We start from the raw sequence: 25,294 nt of genomic DNA on the forward strand, positions 1-25,294 counted from the left end.
AGGACCGGGAAGCTTTGGAGAGCGAACCGGTCCCGATCGGGGATCAGAAGTCGCGCTGGACGCGGAAGCGGAAGGTGGACACGCTGTCCGCCGTCGTGGTCCGCGGCACGAAGGTGCCGTTGTTGATGCCGGCGACGTTCGCGTAGGCCGTCGGGCTCTTGTCGCGGTCGATCACGCGGCCGTTCTTGACGCCGATCTGGGTGTAGAAGCCCTCGACGCCGATATCGAGGTCCTTGACCGGCGACCAGATGATGCTGCCGCCCGCCACGAACTGGTAGGTGTCGCGCAGCGCCTCGCTAAGCTGGAAGAACCGGGTGCCCGGCACGCCGACGGCGTTCACGCCGAAGGAGTTGGCACCGGCCGGATTGGACAGCGCGAAGGCCGCGCCCTGGGCCAGACGAGCGCCGCTGCCGTAGCTCATCTCACCGTACGACCCGAAGAAGGCCGAGCGCCACTCCGGCGTCCAGTAGTGGAGGTACGAGGCCGTCGCGGTGAAGCTCGTCGACTGCTCCATCTGGCCCGTGAAAGGGTTCACCGTGGCGTCGTTGAAGTACTGCGCGAACTTCTGGCCCTGGATGGTCGTCGGGTTCTGCGAGTAGCAGCCGCTGAACGCGCAGTAGCCGGTGTACATCTGCGAGCCGGAGCCGTAGGCGCCCTGCAGGTAGAGGGCGTCGCCCGGCGCGATGAACGGCGTGTTGATCTTCAGGCCGCCCTGCACCGCCCAGCCGTACGAGTTGCTGGCGTGCGGGATGCTGATGTTCGAGCCGGTGCCGGTGCCGGCGCCGTTGGCCACGTTGCCGACGTTCAGCTCGTGGACGGCGGCCGACACCTGAGCCGAACCCCAGGCCTGGTCGAGGCGCAGGGCGCCGACGAAGTCGGGCATGCGCGAGCGCTGGATCACGTCGACGAAGCTGTACCGGGTCGGCACGCCGCCGGTGTAGCCAATGAACACCTCGGCCGGAGACTGAGACTGAGCGAAATTGACGAGGTTGGAGTTGACCGTCACGCCGCCCGGATTGTTGGTCTGCGAGAAGATCACGCTGCGGCGGAAGACCGGGTCTTCGGCCGAGATCGTGGCGGACAGGCCGTTGCCGAGCGTGGCCGTGTAGGCGAGCAGGTTGGTCGAGGCGATGTCGGAGCCGAGCGTGGCGCCGGCGAACTCGAAGTCGTGGGCGTAGAAGTCGAAGAACGACGAGGCGCGACCGGCGGTCATGCCGGCGAACTGGATGAAGGCCTTGTCGACGTTCACGAACTGCGAGGCGCGACCGAACTGGTCGATGCCGAGAGCCGGGAAGGCCTGGCCGATGCGCTGCTGGGTGCCCGACTGGCCGACGCCGGAATAGCCGGTGCGGGATCCGGCATCGAGGCGCACGAAGGCGCGCAGGGTGCCGTAGGCGGTCTGGGTGCGGGCATCGAGGTTGATGCGCATCCGGCCCTGGTAGCCCGACGTATCACCGACGTTCGAGCCGTTCTGCCGCGAGTAGCTGGTCATGTAGCCGCCCTCGAACCGGGCGCGGCCGGAGAGACGTAGGCAAGTGTCGGTGCCGGGGATGTAGAAGAAGCCGGCGCCGTACGCGCCGCAGACGCGGACGTACTCGATCGGGACAGCCTTCTTGACCGGCAGATCAGCCGCCTGCGCTGCGCTCGCCGCGGACAGAGCCGCGGCGGAACAGAGGAGCGTGTGCTTCAAGATCCTCATCGATTTCCCCAAAACGTCGAGACCCATATTGGAGACAGCATTCAGCCACGCAGGCCGCGCTGCTATTATTTGTTTCGGCCGAATTGATTCGTCTTGCCGATGAGCTCTGGTTCTTTCGAGCTCTTGTTCGAATAAGTTCCCGCAAATGGCCGCAGCCATCAATCCCAAATCGGAACGGCCACCCGTGCCGATGTATTCGGTGGCCACTCGGCCACATAAAAATGATCTTGTTTGTCCGACGGAAACAGACACAGCACGAGCGTTTCGGCTGGAAAGCGTACTAACAGACCATGTTTCTAGCAGAAACACTGTACTTCCCTGACAGATCGTATTGATCTACCGGAAACGAAGGGGTATTCGGCCGTCGAGCCCTCACGGGCCGGCTCGGACGCGGATCCGATCGCCCTGCAGGATGGCGCCGCGCCGGGCGGTGCGCGGGCCCCGCAGCGACGGACGTCTGCCGACGGGACCGGACCCGGACGGCTCGGTATCGAGAGGCGGCGCCGGGGTCCCGGCCCCCTCTCACCCCATCGGGTCGACCGGCACGGCCGATCGGCCCTAGGCGAGCCGCCCATGCGCAGCGCTTCGTTTCATCCCGTCCCACGCCCGAGTCGTCCGCGTACCGTTTCAGCGTTTCCATGATTTCCGCGCGTCCGCCCGAGCGGATCCGCGTCATGCAGCCCTTGAAATTGTGAGACGTCAGTGGAAATCGATCTTGAGACATATTATCAGGCGGCCAGAACCGGCAGTCTGGCCTGTATTCGCTCGCTCGACCCGATCTACGGCGAGCGCTTCTTCTTCCTGCGCGTCCGCGAGGTGCGGAACGGCCGCATCGCCACCGCGCGCGGGATCTTCTGGGCGGTCAACGGCGAGAAATGCGATCCGGGCTGGGGCGGGGACGCGCACGCGCTGGTCGTCCCGACCCTGGCGCTCCTCGAGATGATCGAGCCGAACCTGGAGCGGATGGCGCAGTTCGGCGTCGACCGGCGGTTCGAGATCGCCGTGGCGCGGGCCGTGCTGGAGGGCCGCCTCACCGAGATGCCCGAGATGCCGCAGCCGCCGGTTCCGACCCTCAAGGAGGCGCAGGCCGAGCTGCAGGCCGCGATGGCCTACTGGGAGGCCGTGGACGTCCGCGAGGCGAAGCCCGGCACCTCGGTGCGGATCCGCCGGGAGGCCAGCGAGCGGCTGGTCACCGCCCGCACCAATCTCGAGCGGGCCAAGCAGCAGGCCGGGCGGCTCGCGAGCTGCGGCGACCGCGCGGGCTGCCCCGGCTAGGGTCGCCGCCGCGCGTCAGGAGAACTTCAGGAGCTTGAGCGCGTCGAAATCCTGCACCCCGCCGCCGACGCGCTTGGTGGTGTAGAACAGCACGTAGGGCTTGGCCGAGTACGGGTCGCGCAGCACCCGCATCCCCGTCCGGTCGACCACGAGGTAGCCCCGGCGGAAGTCGCCGAAGGCCACCGACAGGCTGTCCTTGGCGAGGTCCGGCATCGCCTCGGCCTCGGTGACCGGGAAGCCGACCAGCGTCGCGGACCGGCCGGCGGCGAGGGGCGGCTGCCAGAGATAGTTGCCCTCCGAATCCTTGAACTTGCGGATCGTGCTCTGGGTGCGCCGGTTCATGACGAAGCCGGCATTCTGCCGGTAGGCCGCCCGCAGCCCGTAGATCAGGTCGAACAGCACGTCCCCCGGGCTCGCCGACGGGAACGCACCCGCCGTCCCGGTGGCGACCGTGCCGATCTTGCCCGGCACCCAGGCGGCGTTGGCGACCGTGTCGTAGCTCAGGAAGCCCCGCGGGCGGCTCGCGCCGTTGCCGGACACGAAGGCGACGCCCTCCTGCTCGGCGAAGGCCGTCTCCACCTCGGCCGAGAGCCACGCGTCGAGATCGACCACGGAATCGTCGAGGAGCGTCTGGGTGGCGGCCGGCATCGCGTAGAGCTCCATCGCGGGGAACGCGATCTCCGACAGGGCCGGCGCGGCGGTCTCGGGGCGCGGCGCGGTCTCGGCGGCCCAGCCGGTGACCGGCGCGCCCACCGAGACGGCGCGCTTGTACTGGGCGCCCGAGATCGGCTGCACGCTGGCGATCGACCGGATCGGCGAGACCTGGCCGAGGCGCGCGAGCACGGTCCGCTCGATCGTGTCGGGGACGAGGTAGCCGCCGTCCGGCCCGGAGCCGGCCGAGAGCGCCTTGGCCTCCAGGCGCTTGAGCCCGGCGCTCTCGCCCGCCCGGACGTAGAGGTCGAAGGCGGCCTTGTGCTCGTGCGCGGCCCCCGTCTCCCGGACGTCCGGCTGCCCGAGGGGCGGCCGGGCCCGCTCCAGGGCGATGCGGTCGAGCCGGGTGCGGGCGGCGTCGAGGGCCGCGTCGATCCGGGCGAGCTTCTCCTCGGTGAGCACGTCGACGCCGAGGCGGCCCTCGATCCGGTCGATCCGCGCGTCGTTCGTCTCCTTGAAGGCCGCGAAGGCGGCGGCGAGCTCGTCCAGGGCGGAGCGGACCGGGCCGCCGTCGGAATGGGCGGCCTTGTTCTCCAGCGGCGGCAGGCCGCCCGGCGGGGCGGGATCGGCGATCGGGGTCTGGGCGTCCATGGCGGTCCTCGTCGAGGGTGGAAGTCAGGAGCGCGCGGCCGGCAGCGGCCGAGCGGTTGGTCTGGCGGCAGGTCTCGCGGCGGGTCCGAGGGCGCCCGGCGGCGCGATCAGGCCGGCGAGGCCGCGGATCGCGTCGGCCTCCGGGTCCGGAGCCAGGATCGACGCGGGGCTCGCCCTGGCCCCCGGCTGCAGCGGGAAGGTCACGAGCGAGATCTCCCAGAGGTCAACCTGCTGGAGCCGGCGCTCGCCGCCGGCGCCCTTCCGGGCGCGCAGCGTGCGGAAGCCGATCGAGAGCCCGTCGAGGCCGCCGCCGCGCATCAGGGCGTCGACCTCGCGGGCGCGCTGCACCGCGAGGTTGAGCGCGCCCTCCGCGAACAGGCCGCGGCCGTCCTCGCGCAGGGCGAGCCAGCGGCCGATCGGCTCGGCGGGGTCGTGCTGGAACAGGAGCCGCACGCCCGCGGCCCCGCGGCGGGCGAGGCTCGCCGCGAAGGCGCCCGGCACCACCACGTCGCGGCCGAGATCGGGCACGCCGAACAGGCTGGCATAGCCGGAGAAGTGGCCGTCCATGGGGGGATCCTCGGATGGGACAGTGAGGGCGCGCCCCGCGCCTCAGGGTGTGCCCGGCGCCCCCGGCATCGCGGGCGGGTAGCCCACGGCCTCCCGCTTCTCCGCCACCGACAGGAAGTCCGCGGCCTGGACCCGGCGCCACAGGGATTCCCGCTCGCCGGCCAGCGCCTCGATCCGGTCGAGGTCGGGCTCCAGGTCGATCGCCCCGAAGGCGGGTTCCAGCCAGCCGGCCAGCGCCCGGGCGGTGCGGGCCGCGAGGGGGATCAGGGTCTGGCGGTAGAGGGCGCGGTTGGCCTCGGCGTAGTTGGCGTGGGTGTTGTCGCCGGGGAGGCCGAGCAGCAGCGGCGGCACGCCGAAGGCCAGGGCGATCTCCCGGGCGGCCGCGTCCTTGGCCGCCACGAAATCCATGTCGCGCGGCGAGAGCGCGAGCGGCTTCCAGTCGAGGCCGCCCTCCAGCAGCAGCGGCCGGCCGGCATTGGCGGCGCCCTGGTAGTTCGCCTCCAGCTCCGCCTTCAGCCGGTCGAATTGCGGCTCGGACAGCGTCGCCCCGGCGAAGACCAAGGCGCCGGACGGCCGGGCGGCGTTGTCGAGCAGCGCCTTGTTCCAGGCGCTCGCGGCGTTGTGGATGTCGAGGGCGGCGGCGGCGGCCGCGATCGGGGCGAGCCCGCCGGTCTCGTCCTCCGGGTGGAACAGCGTCAGCGCCAGGATCGGCGCCACGGCGATCCCCGGCTCGGGCAGGTCGAACCGGCGGCTGCGCCCGCCCGCCGTGTAGAGATAGGCCGCCGGCCAGCCGTCCGGGCCCGGCAGCACCCGCATCCGTCCGGGACGCAGGGCCTGGAGCGCGGCGACCTGCCCGTCGAGGCTCACCGCCTCCAGGTAGGCCGTGCCGGTGAGGAGGAGGTCGGCGTAGAGCGTTTCCAGGAGGTGCGGCCCGCTCTCCCGGGGGTTTGGCCGCGCCAGCAGGGCGAGCAGGTCGCCCGCGCGCTCGGCGCCGGGGCCGGTGGCGATCAGCGGCAGGCCGGCGGCGCTCTCGGCGACGAGCCGCACCGCCCGGTGGACGACCGGGTTGGCCTGGTAGCCGGCCCGGGCGAGCGCCGCCGGATCGCGGGGCGTCCAGCTGGCCCGTCCCTCGGCGTAGAGGGCGAAGGCCGGGGCCGCGGCGGCCTTGGTGGCGAGGGCCGGGCCGCCGGCGGCGCGGCGCGCGACCCGCGCCAGGCGTTCGAGGAGGGTCGACATGCCGGTCCGTTCCTGAGCTATGGTCACGCGATGCAGCCCCGGATCCCCACACGGCCCCAGGCGCGGCCCCAGGCGCGGTTCGGGGGACGGGTCCGGGGACGGGTCCGGGCGGAGACCCGCGTCGCGGCGCGGGTCGCGGCTCTGGTCCCAGCGCTCGTCGTCGGGCCTCTGGCCGGGCCTCTGGCCGGGCCCCTGGCCGGGCCACTGGCCGCGCCCCCGGCCGCGCCGGCCCGGGCCGCGGATGCGCCCGCACCCGCGCCCCTGTGGCCGGAGCCCGACGGGACCCTGATCCTGGCGCGCCCCTTCGGCCGGTCCGAGATCAGCCTGCGCCTGTCCCGGCGGGTCGCCGGGGCGGTGGACACGCTGACCTGGGACGGCGTCACCTTCCTCGCCGACACCGAGCCCGGCGACGCCCTGCAGGCGCGGGCGGAGATCGGCTCCGGCGCCGCCTGCCGCCGGGCGAGCGAGGCCGGCACCCCGCAGGACGGGTCCGGCGCGCCCGCGGCCCGCCGGCTCCGCGCCCTGCGCGCCGGCCGGAGCTGGGCCGAGACCGAGACCCGCATGGCCTGGGACGGCCCCGCCGACCCGGCCGACGAGCCGCCCGCGGACTGCCCGACCGCCTCCGCGAGCCCCGCGATCCCGGCCCCGGCCCCGCTCCTGCGCAAGCGGGTCGCCCTCGGCCTGCCGGGCCTCGGCAACGCCGTGGAGGTGCAGGCGAGCTTCAACCTGACCGAGCCTGCGGCGGCGCTGCGTCTCGAACCCCTCGCCGCCGCGGTGCCGGCGGAGTTCTCCGCGGCCTGGCGCTTCGACCCGTCGACCGGCGGGCTCGCGCCCCTCGGCCCCGGAGCGGGGGAGCGGCCGGACCCGGTGATCCTGGCGACGCCGGAGGGCTCGCACGCCCTCGCGGTCTGGGCCCCGGGTCCGCCGGAGCAGGAGCCCGACGCGCCGCGGCCCGGCTTCGCGGTCGCGCCCGAGGCCGGGGCGAACCGCCTGAGCTGCCGCTTCCGGCTGGCGAACGCCGCCGCCGGCGCGCACGATTTCGCCTGCTACGCCCTGGTCGGCACCCTCGCCGACGTCCGGGCCGCCCTTCGGAGCCTGACCACGCCGCCCTGACCGGCCCGGCGCCGACCTGTGCTAGACTGTCCGGACCGACGAACCGATGGAGGTTCCGATGGACAGGAAGCAGGCCCTCGAACTCGCGATCTTCGTTATCGCGCTCGTCCCCTTCCTCCGCTGCCTCATGCCCTCCGCGACGCGCTCCCGGGGGCCCCGCCGCTCCGGCTCCCTCAGCTACGATTCGGGCTCCGGCGGCGACGGCGGCGCGATCTTCGGCGATGGCGGCTGCCACGGCAGCGACGGCGGCAGCTGCGGCGACGGCGGCGGCGGCGGCGGTGATGGCGGTGGCGGCGGCGATTGAGCGACCGCTCGGGCGTCCAGGAGCCCGGCACGCCCAGGAACCCGGCACGCCCAGGAACCCGGCATGCCGATGTGCCGGGGTCGGGCAGCGACGACGGTTCGGGAATCGGAGCCGGGCCGCGGCGCCCGGGAAGGACGGCGGGGATCAACCCGACAGATGCGCCGCTCAATCCGCCCGCCGTCGCCGCGCAATACGGAGAATTACGGTGGGGATTCCCAGCTCAGGACCGCGTGCCGTGGCCTGATCGCTACAGATTTGGCGCACGACATTGTGTATACAGCATGCAGTTCGTTCCAGAGACCACGAACCGACTCCGGCGCGCTTCACCCGAAGCGCGCCGAATTGTTTCCGGCGACCGCTGTCACAACCGCCGGATCCGGGGCTCGGCCCGGGGCTCCAGCATCAGGTGCGTGAGCGCCCAGACCAGGGCGTCGAGACGGTCGGGCGAGGTCCCGCCGGACAGGCCGTCCGGGCCGAAATCGCACAGCTCGTCCTCCAGCGCCGGGAAGGCGCCGACGTGGTGGACCAGCCCGCGGGCGTAGAGCAGCGAGACCGGCTCGGCGCGCAGGTACTTGCCCCGCGTGGCGTGGACCCGGGTCACCGGCACGGCGGGGTCGCACTGGCCCAGCACGGCGGCGGCCATCTCGCCGCCCTGGTTGACCTCGACCACGAGGGCGTCGGCCCGGAGCCGGTGGTAGAGCGCCAGCGCCGCGGCCGCCCAGGCCTGCGGGGTGGCGCGGGCGAGGCTCGCGTCGGCCAGCACGTAGGCGTGCCCGCCCGCGCGCCCGGCCGCCACGATCCCGCAGGCGTCCGAGCGCGCGCCCGAGGCGGCGGGGGGATCCACCGCCACGACGATCCGCCCGAGATCGGGCGCCGCGGCGAGGCGGCCGACCTCCAGGGCCGCGCGCGTCCACAGGCCGTCGTCCCGGTCGGCGATGAGCTCGCCGTCGAGTTCCTGCCGGCCGAGCCGCGTGCCGGCGTAGCGCCCGACCACCTGCTGGAGGAAGTCGGGCGCGAGATGCGCGGCGTTGTCGTGGGTCCGGGCACGGCTCACCACCGTGCGCGGGTCGGCGAGCAGGCGGCGGATCAGCGGCACCGGCCGGGGCGTCGTCGTCACGAGGTTGCGCGGCCGGGCGCCGAGGCGCAGGCCGAACTGCAGCATGTCGAAGGCCGCCTCGGGCCGGCGCCACTTGGCGGCCTCGTCGCACCACGCGGCGCCGAATTGCGGGCCGCGCAGCGCGTCGGGCTCCTCCGCCGAGAAGGCGAGCGCGACGGCGCCGTTGCTCCACTCCACTCGGCGGCGGCTCGGCGACCAGGCGGGCCGGGCCCGTCCCCGCGCCGGCAGGCCGAGGAGGCCGGAGGGCCCCTCGACCATCACGTCGCGCACGTCGAGATGGGTCTCGCCCACCAGGGCGATCCGCCCGACCGGCGCGCCCGCGAAGGCCGGGTCGCCGCGCGCGAGGGCGTCGACCCACTCGGCCCCGGTGCGGGTCTTGCCGCTGCCGCGGCCGCCGATCACCGCCCAGGTGGTCCAGGGCGCCGCGTCGGGCGGCGGCAGCTGGTCCGGCCGGGCCTGGTGCAGCCAGTCGTCCGCGAGCGCCCGGAGGAGGTCCGGCGGCAGCGTCTCGAGGAAGTCAGGCGGCCGCCCGGCCGCCGACAAAGCCAGCAACGCGTCGCGCGATCTCCGCGCGCAGGGCGGGCAGGTCAGGTTCGGTGTCGGGCTCGGTGCCGGGATCGGTGTCGCGTCCGGTGCCATCGCCCCCCTCCCCCGCGGCGCCGCGCGCGCCCTCCGCATCCACCGTGTCGAGGAGCCGCTTGAGGCCGCCGAGGTCGCGCAGGACTCGGGCGGAGTCGCCCGCGCCCGCCCCCACCCCGCTCAGAGCCGCGTCGAAGGCGGCGATCTGCCGGGCGATGTGGGCGCGCAGACGCGCCCGCAGGGTCGCCGGGTCGGCCGCGGGGTCGCCGCGCCCGGTGACCGCCGGCGGCAGGTCAGCCCCGAAGGCCGTGGCCATCATCGCCGGGTCGAGCCGGCCGAGACCGAGGATCTCGGTGACGTCGCCGGGATCGGCGCCAGGCGTGCACAGCAGGCGGATCAGGGCGGCCCGACGCGCCGCCGGCCAGCGCCCCGTCAGGAGCCGCGGCCGGTGCTGCCGCGGCCTCGGCCAGCCGGCCCGGGCGTTCCAGGTGTGCACGGTCTTCGGGTGCACGCCGAGACGGGCCGCGATCGCGTCGCACGTCAGGTCGGTCTCGCGCAGGAGCGTCAGGGCCTCGGCGCGGCTGTCCGCCCCGCTGGGAGTGGGTGGCCACATCGGGGGCTCTCCGCACACGTCTCGACCGTGCCTGGTTGATATCCCAGCAGCGCGCCGGTGTCAAGCGTAAATTCCTATTTCACAGCAGATATAGGACTTAAGGCATCGTTCGGTCTCAGCCCTCCCAGTGCGCCACGCCGCCGTGACCCGAGCAGGTGCCTCGACGGGTGTGGCTGAAGCTCCACGTGCCGTCCCGGCACTTGGCCGTGGCGCCCGCGGGCTTCCTGCCGTCGAGGCTCTTGGCCGGCCGGTGGACGTCGGACCCGTCCCGGCTGCGGTAGTGGCCGTGGCGGTCGAGGTTCCGGTCGTCGGGCTCCGAGAACGGCCGGGCGACGGCGCCGCCCGACAGGCCGAGGAGGACGAGGCCGGCGAGCACCGGCCAGCGGGCGGCGTTCGTCGCGGTCGGGACAGGCAGCACGGCACCCTCAAGGTTGTATCATCTGCCAAGAGACACAACCGGGTCGGGGCGTCACGAACTATCTGTGGTTATCCAGAAGCCAGCTACAGGTTGTGCGCGCGGGTCACGGGCTGCGCGCGGGCCGGACCTCGGCCGGGGTCGCCCGACCGGCTCTCCGCCGCGTCCGCGCGCCCGGTGCGGCCCCGCACGTCGGCGGGATGCTGAACGGGCTCGAAAGGTATTGCCGCTAATGTCCCGGTGAATGGCGGATCTGAACGCGGTTCAGGACCGGAACGGCCGTCCGGTCGACACGTTGACCGGCGCCATCCGCACGCAGGCGTCGCCTTTCACGCAGTTCGTCAGAGTGAATCGGGTACAGAATGGTCGGTGAGCCACCAGGGTCCGGCGCGGAAGACCCGCTGGGCAACGTCCCCGCGGGGGATCCTGGTCGGGGCCCGGCGCAGGGCACCGCGGAAGCCGCCGCCCTCAGCGACAGCTTCAGGCGATTCGCCGACGTGGTGCCGCTGATGATGTGGCGCTCGGACGAGGCCGGTCAGGCGATCCACCACAACGAGTGCTGGCTGGAATTCACCGGGCGCCCCCTGGAGGCGGAGCTCGGCCTGGGCTGGCGCAGCGGGCTGCATCCCGAGGATTTCGAGCGGCACGCCCGGATCGTCGCCGAGGCGTTCGAGGCGCGGGCGCCCTTCACCGTCGAGTTCCGCCTCCGGCGGCACGACGGCGAGTACCGCTGGCTGCTCGACACCGCCCGCCCCCTCGTGGAGGACGGCCGGTTCCAGGGCTATCTCGGCTCCTGCTTCGACATCACCGACCGCAAGCACGCGGAGGAGCACATCGAGCACGCGCTGGCCGAGAAGGAGGCGCTGCTGGCCGAGGTCTACCACCGGGTCCGCAACAACCTCCAGGTGATGGTCAGCCTGATCGGCCTCTACGGGCGGGCGGCCCCCGACCCCTGCCGCGGCAGCTTCGAGGCGCTGGGCCAGCGGGTCCGGGCGATCGCGCTGGTGCAGCAGCACCTGCACGAGGCGCCGCACATCGCGTCGATCGACCTCAAGGACTACCTGCACCGCCTCGCCTCCGGGCTCGGGCAGCTCCGGCGGGCCGGGCGGATCGGCGTCCAGGTCGGCGGCTCGGGGAACGGTCTCGTGGAGCCGCGCACCGCCAACGCCCTGGGCATGATCGTCGCGGAGATCGTGGCCGAGTGCCTGGACGCCACCGCCGAGCACGTCGCCTGCGCCATCGCCATCGACATCGAGGCCGCCGCGCCGCTGCGCCTCTCGATCGTCTCGAAGGTGAGCGACACGGCCGAGTCGGGCCGACCGAACGTCCCGAAGCTCGGCCCCCGCCTCATCGCCGCCTACGCGGCCCAGGCGGAGATCAGCGTCGCGGGCGATGCCAGCCCGGGCGATCCCCTGTGGCTGACCCTGCCGGCGGCGCGCCCCGGCCCGCAATGAGGGCCCGCGGCGCCGGACCCCGTCGCCACAACGGCGCGGCCGGCCTATAGCGGCCCAGACCTTTCCGGACCCGGCCGAGCATGCTCCCTCCCATCGACACCATCATCGAGAATTTCGAGATCGTCGAAGACGACGACATGCGGCTCGAGTACCTGATCGAGCTCGGCCGTGCCCTGCCGCCGATGCCCGAATCGGAGCGGACCGAGGCGAACCGCGTCCACGGCTGCGAGAGCCAGGTCTGGATCGACACGCGGGCGGAGCCGGCGGACGGCACGCCGCGCCTCGTCCTGCACGGCTTCAGCGACTCGTTCATCGTCCGCGGCTTCGTGGCGCTGATGATCGCGCTCTACACCGGCAAGACGCCCCAGGAGGCCGCCGAGACCGACGGCCTCGACCTGTTCCGGCAGCTCCGCTTCGGCGCCCACGTCACGTCGAAGCGCTCCAACGGCGTCCGGGCGATGGCGGAGCGCATCCACCGCGACGCGGTCCGGCTCGCCGCCGAGGCCTGAGCGGCCTCACCCGCGCCAGAGGCGCAGGCGGGCCCGGTCCGGACCGGTCGCCTCCCGTTCCAGCCCGTAATGCTCGGCGAGTCGCCCCAGGGCGATGCGGGCCACGACCTTGGCGGAGCGGGCCGGCCAGCGGCGCTCGGCCTCGATCCGCTCCAGGCCCTTCAGGAAACCGCAGAGGTCGATCAGCAGGCCCGAGAGGTCGCTCCCGACCGCGTCGAGGGCGCCGCGCACCCGCTGCCGGGCCGCGATCACGTGGTCGGCCGCGGAGGCCGGGTCGCGCGGGCCGCCGCCGTCGATCCGGGGCGCCCCGAGATCCGCGCCCATCCGCGGCAGCAGGGCGGCGGTGGTCATGTCCCGCCGCAGCCGCTCCCCGGCCTCGAAGGCGGCCGCGTCGATGAGCGGCGCGCCGTCCCGGTCGCGCCGGCGCACCATCCAGGCCAGGGGGTTCTCGGCGGCGTTGCGCAGGGTCGGCCCGGCGCCGCCCTCCACGACGGCGAGATCGCGGTGCTGGTTCGCGAAGGCGAGGTCGCCCGGCCGGGCCTCCCGGCGCAGGCGCGCCCGCCCGGCCTCGCTGATCGTCAGGCGTGTGCCGGCCGCGTTCCACGTCGCCAGATCGGCCGCCGCCAGGGCGCGCCCGGAGGTGGCCGCGAAGCGGCCGCTCCCCACCGAGATCCCGTCGCCGCCGCGCCGGGCGACCAGCGCGTCCTCGACCAGGGGGTCGGGCCGCGCGTAGGCGCCGGGCTCCCCGAGCCGCGCCAGCAGGCGCCCCGCCTCCGCCGGGAGATCCCCCGGAGCGCCTCCGCGGCGACGCGTCCCCGCGGAGGCGGAACGGCCGCCCTTCACTCGCATGTTCATGTTTTGTTCCGTGTGTGCTACGACGGACGTGCGAAGCCTCTAGTGTCTCAGGAAAAATCAGAAGGTCAAGGCTTTTTTACCTACAACCCACAGCTATCTAGCGACAGCCGCGCGCGTCGGCGGCCGGTGCAGGATGTCGGCGATCTCGCCCTCCGACTTTCCGCGGACTTCGTAGCCCATCGCCTCGAACCGGTCGATCAGCGCGGCGCTCTCGGTGGCGGAGCGCGCCGCCCAGGCGGCGAGGATGTCGTTCACCCGCTCCAGGTCCGCGGCGGGGTGATCGTCCTGCGGATCCGGCTGCGGATCGGGGATCGCGTCCATGTCGGCACCTCGGGATCGAACCGGCGACCGTGGTCGACGCCACGGCCCGCGGTTCAACGCCCCAGGCCGGAACCGGCTCCCGGCCGAGCCGGCATCGCCGCCAGCCCTCTTGGATCACCCCGGATCCGCAGCCGCCCTCAGAAGTCCCGCTGCACGCGCGCGCGCACCTGGATGACGTCGACGTGGCGGGCGGTCGAGACCGGGTTGGCGAGGTTGTTGACGTAGGCCGCGTTCTGGTTGGGATACCGGCCCAGGTCGAGGATGCGGCCGCTCTGCGGCCCGTAGCGCGTGTAGATCGCCTCAACGCCGATATCGAACTCCTTCACCGGCGACCAGATCAGGTTGCCGCCGACCACGAAGCGGTAGCTGTCCCGCAGGATCTGGCTCAGGTCGAAGAACCGCGTGCCGGGGGTGCCCGGCCCGGTCCCGGTCACGCCGAAATAGGCGCCCTGCGCCGCGCGGGCGCCGCGGGCGAAGCTCAGTGCGCCGTAGGAGCCGAAGAAGGCGGAGCGGACCGCGGGCGTCCAGTAGTGCAGCATCGCCGCCGTGAACGAGTAGCTCGTCGACAGCTCCAGGCGCTGGGTGAAGGGGTTGATCACGCCGTCGCTGAAGAACTGGGAGAAGGCCGCCCCCTGCACCGCGGTGGCCGATTGCGCCCAGGGGCCGTTATAGGCCGGCAGGCCGGTATACAGGGCGGTGCCCTCCCCGTAGGCGCCCTGCAGGTAGAGCGTGTCGCCGGTCGCTATCGCTGGCAGGTTGATCTTCACGCCCCCCTGAACGGCCCAGCCGAGGGCGGAGGCCGCGCCGCCCGGGGTGCGGTTGTTGCCCACCGAGACGGGCGCCCCCAGGTTGGTGCCGGCGAACGAGACGCTGCTGAGCAGGCCGTGGTTGACCTCGTGCACGGCCCCCGAGAGCTGCGCGGAGCCCCAGGACTGGTCGGAGCGCAGGACGCCGACGATGTCGGGCATGCGGCTGCGCTGGACCGTGTCCACGAAGCCCACCCCGGTCGGGCGGCCGGCGGCGTCGTAGCCGACGAAGACCGGGGCGACGGGGTTCCCGGGCGAGAGGATCGCGCCGGGATTCGGGAACGCCGAGGCCGCGGCGTTCTGGGACGCGTAGACCGGCGTGCGGCGGAATACCGGGTCCTCCATCGACAGCGATGCGGACAGGCCCTTGCCCAGCGTCGCCGTGTAGGCGGCGAGGTTGGTCGAGGGATTGTCCGAGCCGATGGAGGCGACGATGAACTCGAAGTCGTGAGCGTAGAAATCGAAGAACGAGGAGGCGCGGCCGGCGGTGATGCCGGCGAACTGGATGAAGGCCTTGTCGACGTTGAACTGCTGCTGGGCCCGCCCGAACTGATCGACGCCCAGGGCCGGGAAGGCGCCGCCGATCCGGTTCAGCGCGCCGGCATGCATGGTGGCGAAACCGGTCCGGCTCCCGGCGTCGAGGCGGAGGAAGGCGCGCAGGGTGCCGTAGGACGTCTGGGACCGGGCGTCGAGGTTGATCCGGAGGCGGCCCTGGTAGCCGCTGTAATCCCCCGGGGTGGCGGTCGCGCTCCCCGAACGGCTGTAGGAAGGCTGGTAGGCGTACTCGTAGCGCGCGCGGCCGGAGAGGCGCAGGCAGGTATCGGTGCCGGGGATGAAGAAGAAGGCCTGGCCGTAGGCCGAGCAGATCCGCACGTGCTCGATGAGCTGCGATTTTCGCCGATCGGGAAGTTCCGCCGCCTCCACCGGCAGACTCAGCAACCCCGCAACACCCGCCAGTACGCCCGTTGTCCCCCGCTTCGCACGATGTTTCCGGTACTCCGCACACAAAACATGCATCGAATCGGCCATTCCACCATCCGCAAGTCCCCCTTCATGTCGGACGGATCGCGGAGCCGGATAATCCCAGAGCGATTTTCTCGGGCCTGTGCTCGGCTCGACTTGTCAGGATCTGTGGCGCACCCGCGGCGTTCCGGTGCCGCGTTGAGGCCGAAATCGGCCGCTGCGCCAAGTCCCTGGCGGGTTCGGGGCCTTCGCCGAGTCCGCACGATCGGGCCGCCCCGGCGCGGCTCCAGACGCCGCTCCGGCGCGGGACCGCGCCGGCGGATCGCGTCGTCGGCCGGACCGTTTCCCGCGCCACCGATGCCGGAAAGCAACGGATCGGCCCCGGTCCCGCGACCGCGCCGTCCCGGCCGGCGATACGCGCCGCCCGCCCCGGCCGCGCCCCCGGACGCCTTGCATCCGCGCGCCCGGCGGGACACATCCCCTCACCCGGACGCGACACCCGCGCGCGACGGGACCCGACGGGAGAGACGATGACGGAGATCGGCCACGGCTTGCTCGCTCACAGGACCGGCGCGCCGGTGGCCGAGGCCCGGCCGCGACGCTTCAGCGTCCACGGGCAGGAGATCACCGACGACTACGCGTGGCTGAAGGCCGAGAACTGGCAGACGGTCCTGAAGGACCCGGCCGCGCTGCCGAAGGACATCGCCGCCTACCTGAACGCCGAGAACGCCTTCGCCGAGGCGGCGCTCGCCGGGAGCGCGGAGCTCCGGCGGCAGCTCGTCGCCGAGATGCGCGGGCGGATCCAGGAGGACGAGAGCGGCGTCCCCGAGCCGGACGGGCCCTTCGCCTACTACACCCGCCACCGCGAGGGCGGGCAGCACCCGCTGATCTGCCGGCGGCCGGCCACATCACCCGACGTGCCCGAGTCGGGCTTGGACCCGGACGAGACGATCCTCATCGACGGCGACCGCGAGGGTGAGGGCCTGCCGTTCTTCGAGATCGCCGCCGCGGTGCATTCCGACGACCACGCCCGGCTCGCCTGGAGCGCCGACACCAAGGGCTCGGAACTCTACACGATCCGGGTGCGCGACGTCGCCACCGGCCTCGATCTCGACGACCGGGTCGAGGCGACCTCCGGCGAGGCGGTCTGGGCCGCGGACGGCGCGAGCTTCTGGTACGTGGCGGTGGACGCCAACCACCGCCCCGCCAAGGTGATGCGCCACCGCGTCGGCACAGGGCAGAGCGAGGACGAGACCGTCTACACGGAGGCCGATGCCGGCTACTTCGTCCACATCGGCAAGACGCAGTCCGGCGCCTTCCTCGACGTGACGGTGAGCGACCACGAGACCTCCGAGGTCCGGCTGCTCGACCGCCACGCGGAGGACGCCCCCCTGCGCCTCGTCGAGCCGCGCACGCCGCTGCTGATCTACGGCGTCGAGCACCGCGGCGACCGCCTGTTCATCCGCACCAACGCGGACGGCGCCGAGGACTTCAAGATCGTCACCGCGCCGCTCGACGATCCGGGCCGCGCCAACTGGACCGACCTCGTGCCGCACCGGCCCGGGGTGATGATCCGCCACCTGCACCTGCTGGCCGGCCACCTGGTCCGGCTGGAGATCGAGAACGCCAAGCCGCGGATCGTGGTGCGCGACCTCGCCGACGGCACCGAGCACGTCGTCGCCTTCGCCGAGGAGGCCTACTCCCTCGGACTGCGGGCCGGGCTCGCCTTCGACACGGCCACGATCCGCTTCGTCTACTCGTCGATGACGACCCCGTCGGAGACCTGGGACTACGACTGCGCGACCCGAACCCGGCTCCTGCGCAAGCGGCAGGCGGTGCCGAGCGGCCACGACCCGGCCGCCTACGTGACCCGGCGGCTCTTCGCCACCGCGCCGGACGGCGAGCAGGTGCCGATCTCGCTGCTGCACCGCCGGGACCTCGCCCTCGACGGCGGCGCGCCGCTGCTGCTCTACGGCTACGGCTCCTACGGCACGCTGATGCCGGCGGCGTTCCGCACGAACCTCCTGAGCCTCGTCGACCGCGGCTTCGTCTACGCGATCGCCCATATCCGCGGCGGCACCGAGAAGGGCTGGCGCTGGTACCTCGACGGCAAGCGCGAGAAGAAGCCCAACACCTTCACGGACTTCATCGCCTGCGCCCGCGCTCTGATCGACGCGCGCTACACGTCCGAGAAGCGCATCGTCGCCCATGGCGGGTCGGCGGGCGGGATGCTGATGGGGGCGGTGGCCAACCTCGCCCCGGAACTGTTCGCCGGCATCGTCGCCGACGTGCCCTTCGTCGACGTGCTCAACACCATGCTGGACGCGGAGCTGCCGCTGACCCCGCCGGAATGGCCCGAATGGGGCAACCCGGGCGAGAGCGAGGCCGCCTTCCGGACGATCCTGTCGTACTCGCCCTACGACAACGTCGCCGCCAAGGACTACCCGGCGATCCTGGCCCTCGGCGGCCTCACCGACCCGCGGGTGACCTACTGGGAGCCGGCCAAGTGGGTCGCGCGGCTGCGCGCCACCATGACGGGCGGCGGGCCGGTGCTCCTGCGGATCAACATGGAGGCCGGCCACGGCGGCGCCGCCGGCCGGTTCGACCGGCTGGAGGAGGTGGCGCTGATCTACGCCTTCGCGCTGATGGCGGTGGGGAAGGCGTAGAGCCGCCGCCCGTGCGGGCGCGGCGCTCCACGGGGTGCTGCGCCTGAGGCCGTCACGCTGGCCAGCCCCACCCCCGCCCTCAGGACGCGGCCGGCCTCACGGCCGGGCCTCGGCCGGCGCCGGTGGCTGGGCAGCACCCTCCTCCGGGTTGCGCGGCCGCCTCGCCGCCTCCTCGGCGGCCTTGTCGGCGGCAGTCCTGTCCGCCGCGGCCTTGAGGGCCGCCGCGCGGGCCCGATCCATCTCGATCCGGGCGCGGCGGCGCTGCCGCTCCACCTGGTCGGCCTCGGTCAGCTCGATCGTCTCCAGCTCGCGCTGCAGCACGAAGGCCGCGAGGCCGTTCGACAGGGTGCCGACGTCGAGCACCCGCTCGGGCGCGCCGAGCGGTCCGGTCAGGCCGAACTGGACCGCGGGCGGCCCGGCATTCCAGCCGCGGGGCACCGGGCCGCCCGCGAGCGTGCCGCGGGCGTCGAGGCGCCCGGCGCGCAGGTCGTAGCCGACGGTGCCGACCCAGCGGGCCGGCCCGAGATCGAGGTCGAACGGCCCGGCCCGCAGCACGCCCCCCACGATCGTGGCGGCGGCCCGGGCGGATCCGCGCGCCTGCGCGCCGCCCCGGGCGAGTTCCTCGGTGACGAGCGCCTGGAGCCGACCCTCGCGGAGCGGGTCGTCCATCTCGGCCGCGCGGGCGAGAGCGCGGCCGAGCGCCGCGGGATCGGCCGCGGGCAGGCTCAGGTCCGTCAGGGTGAGCGCGCCGCTGCCCGAGAGGCTGTCGGCGAGGCCCGGCAGGGTCTCGGCCGTGGCGGCGAAGCGCAGGTCGGCGCTCAGGCGGCCGCCGAACGGGCCGCCGGCCAGGGTGGGGAGCGCCGCGCCGTCGAGGCTGCCCGAGCCCGAGACCGATGCGCCGGCCCCGAGCCGGGCGATCGTCACCGAGCCCGCGAGCCGGCCGCCGGCGAGCTTGCCGGTCAGGTCGCGCACGGTGAGGCCCGCGTCGGCGAGGCCGAGGGCGGCGGTCGCGTCGGTGGCGACGAGGCCGCGGCCGAGATCCAGGCTGGCGATCCGGGCGTCGAGCGACAGGGCCGGGTGGGCGGCCGGCGGGCCGAACGCGCCGTTCGCCGCCGGCGGGATCACCAGGGCGGCCGCGAGCTGCGGGATCGACAGCCGGTCGAGGGCGAGGCGGCCGTGCAGGGCGCCGCCCGCCGACCGCAGCAGCGTCCCGTTCACCCCCGCGCCGGCGACGGTGCCGGCGAGCGCGGCGGCGGCCTCGCCCTGCTGCCGCGACAGCGTGACGGTGAGGTCGGCCGGCCACGCCCCCGGTGCCAGGGTCGCGGCGCCGGCCAGCGTCAGGAACGGCGCCAGGTCGGCCGTGTCGGCGCGAAGCGTGCCGCCGGTCGGGACGAAGTCGGGACCGACCAGGATCGGGCGGCCCGTGGCGAGGCGCAGGCCCGCGACCGTGCCTTTCGCCGTCAGGGCGAGGGTCTGGCCCTCCGGCCGCTCGGCTGTCAGGCGCAGCTCGGCAGGTTGCTGCAGGCCGGCGAGGTCGGTGCGGCCGAACCACGCCCCCGCCCGCGGCGCCGTGAGGGTGGCGGTGCCGCCCTCGATCCGCGCGCCGCGGCTCGCGAGCGTCAGGTCGAGGGTGCCGCCGCCGGCACTGCCCCGGGCCTGGGTCCGCAGGGCCGCGGCAGCGCCGCCCTCCCGGTCGAGGGTGACGGCGAGGTCGAGGGGCGCGTCCCGCAGGAAGGCGGGCAGCAGGCGGATCTCGCCCACCCAGACCCGCTCGAGCAGACCGAGCAGCGGCGCCGCCGCCGGCGCCTTGAGGCGCCCGGAGACGCGGCCGGTCCCGTCCGCGCCGATCTGCCCGGATAGCCGGGCGCTGGCGCCGGCGAGGTCTGTGACGTCGAGGCTGTCGACCGTCAGGCCGGCGCCGTCCGACTGGATCCGCGCCGCGATCGTGCCGGTGCCGGAGCCCGCGGTGCCGAACCGGACGTCCTTCGCCTCGAGCGTCAGGGCGAGGTCGGTGTCGCGCAGGGTGCCGAGGGCCGTCCCAAGGGGCGGCAGGCCGGCGATGTCGAGGCCGGTGGCGCGGATCTGGGCCTCGAACCGGCCGCGCTCGGCGCCCTCGGCGGCGGTGTAGCGGGCGTTCCCGGTGATCCGCGCCGGCCCGAGGCCGAGGCGCATGTTGCGCAGGGACAGGCCGGTCCCGGCGGCCGACAGGTCGGCGGCGGCCTCGATCTTCCGCCCGTCGAGCAGCGCGACGAGTGGCCCCTCGGCGCCGAGGCGGCGCAGGTAGCGGCCGAGCGCCTCCGAGTCGGGGGCGGCGAGCGCCACCGGGCCGGAGAAGCGCAGCGGCGCTGTCTCGACCTGCCCGCTCGCCGTGACGGTGGACTCGGCCGGGCCGGTCACCGCGAAGCGGCGCAGCAGCAGGCCGCCGGCCCGCTCCAGGGTGCCGGTGAGGGCGAGGTTCGACCATTCCTCGCCGCCCAGCACGGCGCTGCCCACCGTGAGGTCGAGGTCGAGCATCGCCGGCAGGCTGCCCGTCGAGCGCGGCAGGCCGCGGGCGATCAGGCTCTGCCCCTCCGCCGAGGCCAGGAAGGCGTCGAGGTCGAGGCGGCGGGCGTCCAGGGTCAGGCCGGCGCGCCACTGGCGCAGGTCGAGCCGTCCGGTGCCGCCGAGCCGCAGGGACCGGCCGCCGGGGTCGATGGCGAGGTCGACGGCCTCGAAGCGCACCTGCGTGCCCCGGGCCTTGAAGGTGCCGGCCAGCGAGAACGGCAGGTAGGCGCCGGCCGCCTGGGTCGGCGGCCCGACGACGAGGCGGGCGGAGCCCTCGGCCTCGACCTGGGCGCCGCCGGATTCGGCGGGGACGAGGCCGAACCGCGCGTCCGCCTCGAAGCGCGGCGTCGCGTCGCCGCCGCCGGAGATCTTGGCGGCGAGGCGCCCGTCCGGTCCCGGCGTGCCGCTGACCGCCCGGAACGGGACGCCGCCGCTCGTCCCCTCGATCCGCCAGGGCCCGACCAGGGCCGGCGCCTGCAGGCGCAGATCCTGGACGTAGAGCTGGTCGGTCCGCCCGGTGGCGGGGACCTGCGTGGTGACGAGGAACTGCTGGATGTGCAGGTTCTCGATAGCGAGGTCGCGGTCGCGCAGGGCCCCGCCGAAATCGGGCGGCAGCTTCAGCGTGTCCGGGCCGGCGACCGGGAGCTTGATCTCGGCCCGGCCGATCCGGGTCTCGGTGAAGCGGAACTCGCCCTTGAGGAGCGGCGCCAGGGCGATCTCGGCCTTGACGAACCGGGCATCGAGGCTGGGGCGGTCCGGATCGGCGCCGAGATGGAGGCGGTCGACGCGCAGCCGCGGCGACGGCAGCAGGCGGACCTCGATCCGGCCGTCGGTCCGGACCGGAACGCCCAGGGATCGGGCGAGCGCCCGCTCGACGAGCCCGCGATGGGCCTGCCAGTCGACGAAGGGCGGGACCGCGAGCGCCGCCACGAGAACCAGGATGACGGCGCACGCCAGCGCGGTCAGAAGATCACGCAATGGTCCCGTTCCGCACCATCTCTGCGCGAGGCCGCGACCTCACCGGGCCGCCGTGCCCCGCGTGCCCCCGCGAGTCAGTCGCCACGGCCATAGCACGATAAGCCGCCGGGGGCGCCAGCGGCGATGCCACGGTCCCGAGCGGCGGTCGGGGCACGCGCGAGGTTCCTCGGGCATCCCGGGCCCGCGGCCTCCGGATCTCGCGATCGGCCGCGGAGCGCGACGAGCCCGAAGGGCGCGGATCACCCCGGCGCGGACAGCCGCGCTTCATGGCTCCGCGCCCCCACCGCGGCGCGAACGGCCTCGACGCCGTTCGCGATTTGGTCCAGGGAAGCGGGATGCAGAACCGCCCGCATCCGCAACCCGCCGGGGACGGCGCGCCCGCCACGTCCATCGCTGCCCGCGCCATGGGCGCCCTCCGGCGCGACGCGGCCGCCTACCTCGAGGGCCTCAACCCCGAGCAGCGCCGCGCCGTCGAGACCACGGAGGGCCCGGTCCTGGTGCTGGCCGGGGCCGGCACCGGCAAGACCCGGGTGCTGACCACCCGCATCGCCCACCTGATCGCCACCAACCGGGCCCGCCCCTTCGACATCCTGGCGGTGACCTTCACCAACAAGGCCGCCCGGGAGATGAAGCACCGGATCGGCGCGCTGATCGGGCCGGCCGGCGAGGGCATGCCGTGGCTGGGCACCTTCCACGCCATCGGCACCAAGATCCTGCGCCGCCACGCCGAGCTGGTCGGGCTGAAATCCGACTTCACCATCCTCGGCACCGACGACCAGCTCCGGCTGATGAAGCAGGTCATCGCCGACCAGAACGTCGACGAGAAGCGCTGGCCGGCCCGCGCCCTGTCCCACGCCATCGACGGCTGGAAGAACCGCGGCCTCGGCCCCGAGCAGGTGCCCCCGGGCGAGGCCTCGGCCTTCGCGTTCGGCAAGGGCGGCGCCCTCTACACCGCCTACCAGGCCCGGCTGGCGACGCTGAACGCCGTCGATTTCGGCGATCTCCTGCTGCTCTGCCTCAAGCTCTGGCGGGAGAACCCCGACGTCCTGGCCAATTACCAGGACAGGTTCCGCTACATCCTGGTCGACGAGTACCAGGACACCAACGTCGCTCAGTACCTGTGGCTGCGCCTCCTGGCGCAATCCCGCAAGAACATCGCCTGCGTCGGCGACGACGACCAGTCGATCTACGGCTGGCGCGGGGCCGAGGTCGACAACATCCTGCGCTTCGAGCACGACTTCCCGGGCGCGGTGGTGGTGCGCCTGGAGCGCAACTACCGCTCCACGGGCCACATCCTTGCCGCCGCCTCCGGGCTGATCGCCAGGAACGAGAGCCGCCTCGGCAAGACCCTGCGCACCGACGACGAGCCGGGCGAGCGCGTCACCGTGACGGGCGCGTGGGATTCGGAAGAGGAGGCGCGGATGCTCGCCGAGTCGATCGAGTCCCTCCAGTCCAAGCAGCATCCCCTCTCGGAGATCGCCGTGCTGGTGCGGATCTCGGCGCAGATGCGCGAGATCGAGGACCGGTTCGTCCAGCTCGGGCTGCCCTACCGGGTCATCGGCGGCCCGCGCTTCTACGAGCGCGCCGAGATCCGCGACGCGCTGGCCTACCTGCGCGCCACCGTGAACGTCAGCGACGACCTCGCCTTCGAGCGGGTCGTGAACACGCCCAAGCGCGGCCTGGGCGACGCCACTCTGCAGCAGCTCCACACCTACGGCCGCGCCAACCGGCTGCCTCTGCGCATCGCCGCCGCGCGCCTGTGCGAGACCGACGAGCTGAAGCCCCGGGTCCGCTCGACCCTGCGGGCGCTGACCGAGAGTTTCTCGCGATGGGCGCGGCTCGCGGAGACGCAGCCGCACAGCGAGGTCGCGCAGACCATCCTGGAGGAATCCGGCTACACCGAGATGTGGCAGAAGGACCGCTCCGCCGACGCCGCCGGCCGGCTGGAGAACCTGAAGGAATTCGTCCGCTCCATGGAGGAGTTCCCCGACCTCGCGGCCTTCCTGGAGCACGTCTCCCTGGTGATGGAGGCCTCGGAGGCGGAGGGCGCCGAGCGGGTCTCGCTGATGACGCTCCACGCCGCCAAGGGTCTCGAGTTCGACACCGTGTTCCTCCCCGGCTGGGAAGACGGCCTGTTCCCGAACCAGCGGGCGCTCGACGAGAGCGGCCGGGCGGGCCTGGAGGAGGAGCGGCGCCTCGCCCATGTCGGGCTGACCCGGGCGCGCAAGCGCGCGAAGCTGTCCTTCGCGGTCAACCGGCGCATCCACGGGCTCTGGTCCTCGACCATCCCGTCCCGGTTCATCGACGAGTTGCCCGAGACGGCGGTCGACGTGGTCGAAGCCCCGGCGCACTTCTCCGCCGGCGCCTCGCGGTTCGACCGCAACCCGACGCCGTTCGGATCGAGCTACGGCACGCCGGGCTGGCAGCGCGCGCAGGCCAACACCGCGCCGGGCGGCCGGTCCGGGTTCGGATCGGGGTCCGGAGGCGGCTTCCGCTCGGCGGGCCCTGGGGGCCGGTCCGGGGGCCAGTCCGGCGGTCCCCGCCAGATCGAGGGCGAGCTGATCGCCAAGTCGACGGGCGCGCCCTCGGCCTTCCAGGGCGGCCAGCGGGTCTTCCACACCAAGTTCGGCCCCGGAACGGTCGCGGCGGTCGACGGCAACAAGCTGACCGTTGACTTCGACAAGGCCGGCCGGAAGATGGTCCTCGACAGCTTCGTCCAGGCCGGATCGAGCTAGTCCCGCCGACCAAGCCCGGACGTGTCAGGGCGGCAGGGTCGGCCGGCTTCGCCCGCGCGGGCGGGGAGGATCGCGACCGTGCCGGATGCCGCGTTACCGCGACACCACCGTCCCGAACCTGATGCATCCGTGCCAGCCGCGCGGCTTTTTCGAAGCCCCTTCACCGACCGTCACCCCTTAGTCACACCCGGCGCGCAATCGTCGGGCGCGAATCGCACTGGTGCGCCAGTTGCATCGCGTATTCGGCCGCGCACGGAACGTCGTGACGCTCTCCACAGGCGGACGAGCGCGGGGCGGAACCTTCGGCCTTGGGCCGGTATTAAGTTCCGCAAGCGAGTAGAACCGGGAGCAAGCAGGTAAACGGCAGTTCAGAGACAGATCCAGGTTGGCAAGTCCCGTTGGAGTGTACATCCATGAAGAGACGCCGCGCACGACTTGAACTGGTTGAAGACCGCACGTCCCGCATTCATCGCACACGCTTCGACGAAGAACGCAATCTCGCTCCCATCCAGCCGCTCACCGAACGCCAAGCCGAGTACCTCGACGCCCTCGCCCGCTCGCCGCAGGTCATCGTCCTGGGGCCCGCCGGCACCGGCAAGACCTTCATCGCCGGCACCCGCGCGGCGGACCAGCTCCGCCAGCGCCGCATCGCCAAGGTGGTCATCACCCGACCGAACGTGCCCTCGGGCCGGTCGCTGGGCTACTTCCCCGGCACCCTGGAAGAGAAGATCGCCCCCTGGGTCGCCCCGCTCACCGAAGCCATGAAGGAGCGCATGGGCGCCGCCGCCTTCGAGATCGCCCTGAAGACCGGCGACATCGAGATCGTCCCCTTCGAGGTGATGCGCGGCCGAACCTTCAAGAACTGCCTCGTGATCCTCGACGAGGCGCAGAACACGACGATCAACGAGATCAAGATGTTCCTGACCCGGATCGGCGACGATTGCCAGGTCATCATCAACGGCGACGTCTCGCAGACGGATCTCCGCGAGACCTCGGGCCTGCGGACCGTCATGCACATGGTCAAGAGCCGGATGATGCCGATCCCGGTGGTGGAGTTCACGCGCAACGACATCGTCCGCTCGGGCATCTGCGCCGAGTGGGTGAAGGCGTTCGAGGAAACGAATCTCTAAATCGGAAGTTGATGGCGGCGGGTCCTCGCAGACCCGCCGTGCCGTCCCCCGGCACGAGACGACTCTCCGCACCTCCCATTCGGGAGGATGAACCGGGCGCCGAGCCCGGCCTT

The 25,294-nt window shown here is 73.3% G+C and carries 18 protein-coding genes and 1 pseudogene; 8 read left to right on the forward strand and 11 right to left on the reverse strand.

Annotated elements, in window-relative coordinates; all coding sequences use genetic code 11:
- Nucleotides 1–43: 43 nt before the first annotated feature.
- Nucleotides 44–1,699, reverse strand: coding sequence for a porin (locus BM314_RS08560; RefSeq protein WP_091977859.1), 1,656 nt, complete (start codon nucleotides 1,697–1,699; stop codon nucleotides 44–46).
- Nucleotides 1,700–2,401: 702 nt separating this feature from the next.
- On the opposite strand from BM314_RS08560, the gene BM314_RS08565 reads away from it, so the two are divergent.
- Nucleotides 2,402–2,974 (forward strand): hypothetical protein, encoded by a 573-nt coding sequence (locus tag BM314_RS08565; protein WP_056532261.1) that lies wholly within the window; start codon nucleotides 2,402–2,404, stop codon nucleotides 2,972–2,974.
- Between the two features lie 15 nt (nucleotides 2,975–2,989).
- Here the strand turns inward: BM314_RS08565 and BM314_RS08570 are convergent, their stop codons facing one another.
- The 3 genes and pseudogenes from BM314_RS08570 to BM314_RS08580 all read right to left on the reverse strand — a co-directional run bounded on the left by BM314_RS08570 (nucleotide 2,990) and on the right by BM314_RS08580 (nucleotide 6,079).
- Nucleotides 2,990–4,276, reverse strand: a complete 1,287-nt coding sequence (locus BM314_RS08570) for a phage major capsid protein (RefSeq protein WP_091977860.1) — start codon at nucleotides 4,274–4,276, stop codon at nucleotides 2,990–2,992.
- Nucleotides 4,277–4,300: 24 nt separating this feature from the next.
- A pseudogene (locus BM314_RS08575) lies at nucleotides 4,301–4,870 on the reverse strand (HK97 family phage prohead protease); the annotation flags it as partial.
- Between the two features lie 15 nt (nucleotides 4,871–4,885).
- Nucleotides 4,886–6,079 carry a phage portal protein gene (locus BM314_RS08580; RefSeq protein WP_091977862.1) on the reverse strand — a complete coding sequence of 398 codons (1,194 nt, stop codon included), beginning with the start codon at nucleotides 6,077–6,079 and terminating at the stop codon, nucleotides 4,886–4,888.
- A gap of 30 nt (nucleotides 6,080–6,109) precedes the next feature.
- Here BM314_RS08580 and BM314_RS31260 point away from each other — a divergent pair, with 30 nt between their 5' ends.
- Complete coding sequence (locus tag BM314_RS31260) at nucleotides 6,110–7,192, forward strand: hypothetical protein (RefSeq protein WP_091977863.1); 1,083 nt, start codon at nucleotides 6,110–6,112, stop codon at nucleotides 7,190–7,192.
- A 58-nt stretch (nucleotides 7,193–7,250) separates the two neighbouring features.
- Nucleotides 7,251–7,496 carry a hypothetical protein gene (locus BM314_RS29950; protein ID WP_244492226.1) on the forward strand — a complete coding sequence of 82 codons (246 nt, stop codon included), beginning with the start codon at nucleotides 7,251–7,253 and terminating at the stop codon, nucleotides 7,494–7,496.
- Nucleotides 7,497–7,857: 361 nt separating this feature from the next.
- Here the strand turns inward: BM314_RS29950 and BM314_RS08595 are convergent, their stop codons facing one another.
- The 3 genes from BM314_RS08595 to BM314_RS08605 form a co-directional block, all read right to left on the reverse strand.
- Nucleotides 7,858–9,156 (reverse strand): DNA-packaging protein, encoded by a 1,299-nt coding sequence (locus tag BM314_RS08595; protein WP_091977865.1) that lies wholly within the window; start codon nucleotides 9,154–9,156, stop codon nucleotides 7,858–7,860.
- On the reverse strand, nucleotides 9,131–9,805 hold the full coding sequence (locus tag BM314_RS08600) for a helix-turn-helix domain-containing protein (protein WP_091977866.1): 675 nt from the start codon (nucleotides 9,803–9,805) through the stop codon (nucleotides 9,131–9,133). Before BM314_RS08600 ends, BM314_RS08595 begins: the two co-directional genes overlap by 26 nt.
- Nucleotides 9,806–9,920: 115 nt before the next feature.
- Nucleotides 9,921–10,223 (reverse strand): DUF3761 domain-containing protein, encoded by a 303-nt coding sequence (locus tag BM314_RS08605; RefSeq protein ID WP_020090931.1) that lies wholly within the window; start codon nucleotides 10,221–10,223, stop codon nucleotides 9,921–9,923.
- 359 nt (nucleotides 10,224–10,582) lie between these two features.
- On the opposite strand from BM314_RS08605, the gene BM314_RS08610 reads away from it, so the two are divergent.
- Nucleotides 10,583–11,674 (forward strand): sensor histidine kinase, encoded by a 1,092-nt coding sequence (locus BM314_RS08610; protein ID WP_170868067.1) that lies wholly within the window; start codon nucleotides 10,583–10,585, stop codon nucleotides 11,672–11,674.
- An 80-nt stretch (nucleotides 11,675–11,754) separates the two neighbouring features.
- Nucleotides 11,755–12,183, forward strand: coding sequence for a SufE family protein (locus BM314_RS08615; protein ID WP_020090933.1), 429 nt, complete (start codon nucleotides 11,755–11,757; stop codon nucleotides 12,181–12,183).
- Nucleotides 12,184–12,189: 6 nt separating this feature from the next.
- On the opposite strand, the gene BM314_RS08620 is transcribed toward BM314_RS08615, so the two are convergent.
- From BM314_RS08620 to BM314_RS08630, 3 genes are all read right to left on the reverse strand, one after another.
- Nucleotides 12,190–13,038, reverse strand: a complete 849-nt coding sequence (locus BM314_RS08620; RefSeq protein WP_170868069.1) for a DUF6456 domain-containing protein — start codon at nucleotides 13,036–13,038, stop codon at nucleotides 12,190–12,192.
- A 93-nt stretch (nucleotides 13,039–13,131) separates the two neighbouring features.
- The gene (locus BM314_RS08625; protein WP_020090935.1) at nucleotides 13,132–13,359 is read right to left on the reverse strand and encodes a hypothetical protein; all 228 of its coding nucleotides are present in this window, start codon (nucleotides 13,357–13,359) and stop codon (nucleotides 13,132–13,134) included.
- A gap of 137 nt (nucleotides 13,360–13,496) precedes the next feature.
- Nucleotides 13,497–15,194, reverse strand: a complete 1,698-nt coding sequence (locus tag BM314_RS08630; RefSeq protein WP_091977867.1) for a porin — start codon at nucleotides 15,192–15,194, stop codon at nucleotides 13,497–13,499.
- Between the two features lie 464 nt (nucleotides 15,195–15,658).
- Between BM314_RS08630 and BM314_RS08635 the strand changes: the two genes are divergently transcribed.
- The gene (locus tag BM314_RS08635) at nucleotides 15,659–17,794 is read left to right on the forward strand and encodes a S9 family peptidase (RefSeq protein WP_091977868.1); all 2,136 of its coding nucleotides are present in this window, start codon (nucleotides 15,659–15,661) and stop codon (nucleotides 17,792–17,794) included.
- Between the two features lie 96 nt (nucleotides 17,795–17,890).
- Here BM314_RS08635 and BM314_RS08640 read toward each other — a convergent pair whose 3' ends face one another.
- Nucleotides 17,891–21,316, reverse strand: a complete 3,426-nt coding sequence (locus BM314_RS08640; protein ID WP_091977869.1) for an AsmA family protein — start codon at nucleotides 21,314–21,316, stop codon at nucleotides 17,891–17,893.
- A gap of 335 nt (nucleotides 21,317–21,651) precedes the next feature.
- Between BM314_RS08640 and BM314_RS08645 the strand changes: the two genes are divergently transcribed.
- Together BM314_RS08645 and BM314_RS08650 are read left to right on the forward strand one after the other, a co-directional pair.
- Entirely contained in the window at nucleotides 21,652–24,051 is a 2,400-nt protein-coding gene (locus BM314_RS08645) for an ATP-dependent helicase (protein WP_091977962.1), read from the forward strand.
- 413 nt (nucleotides 24,052–24,464) lie between these two features.
- Nucleotides 24,465–25,181, forward strand: coding sequence for a PhoH family protein (locus BM314_RS08650; protein ID WP_012321860.1), 717 nt, complete (start codon nucleotides 24,465–24,467; stop codon nucleotides 25,179–25,181).
- The last annotated feature ends 113 nt before the right edge of the window (nucleotides 25,182–25,294 follow it).

The organism is Methylobacterium sp. 13MFTsu3.1M2 (assembly GCF_900112625.1).
Taxonomy (GTDB): Bacteria; Pseudomonadota; Alphaproteobacteria; order Rhizobiales; family Beijerinckiaceae; genus Methylobacterium.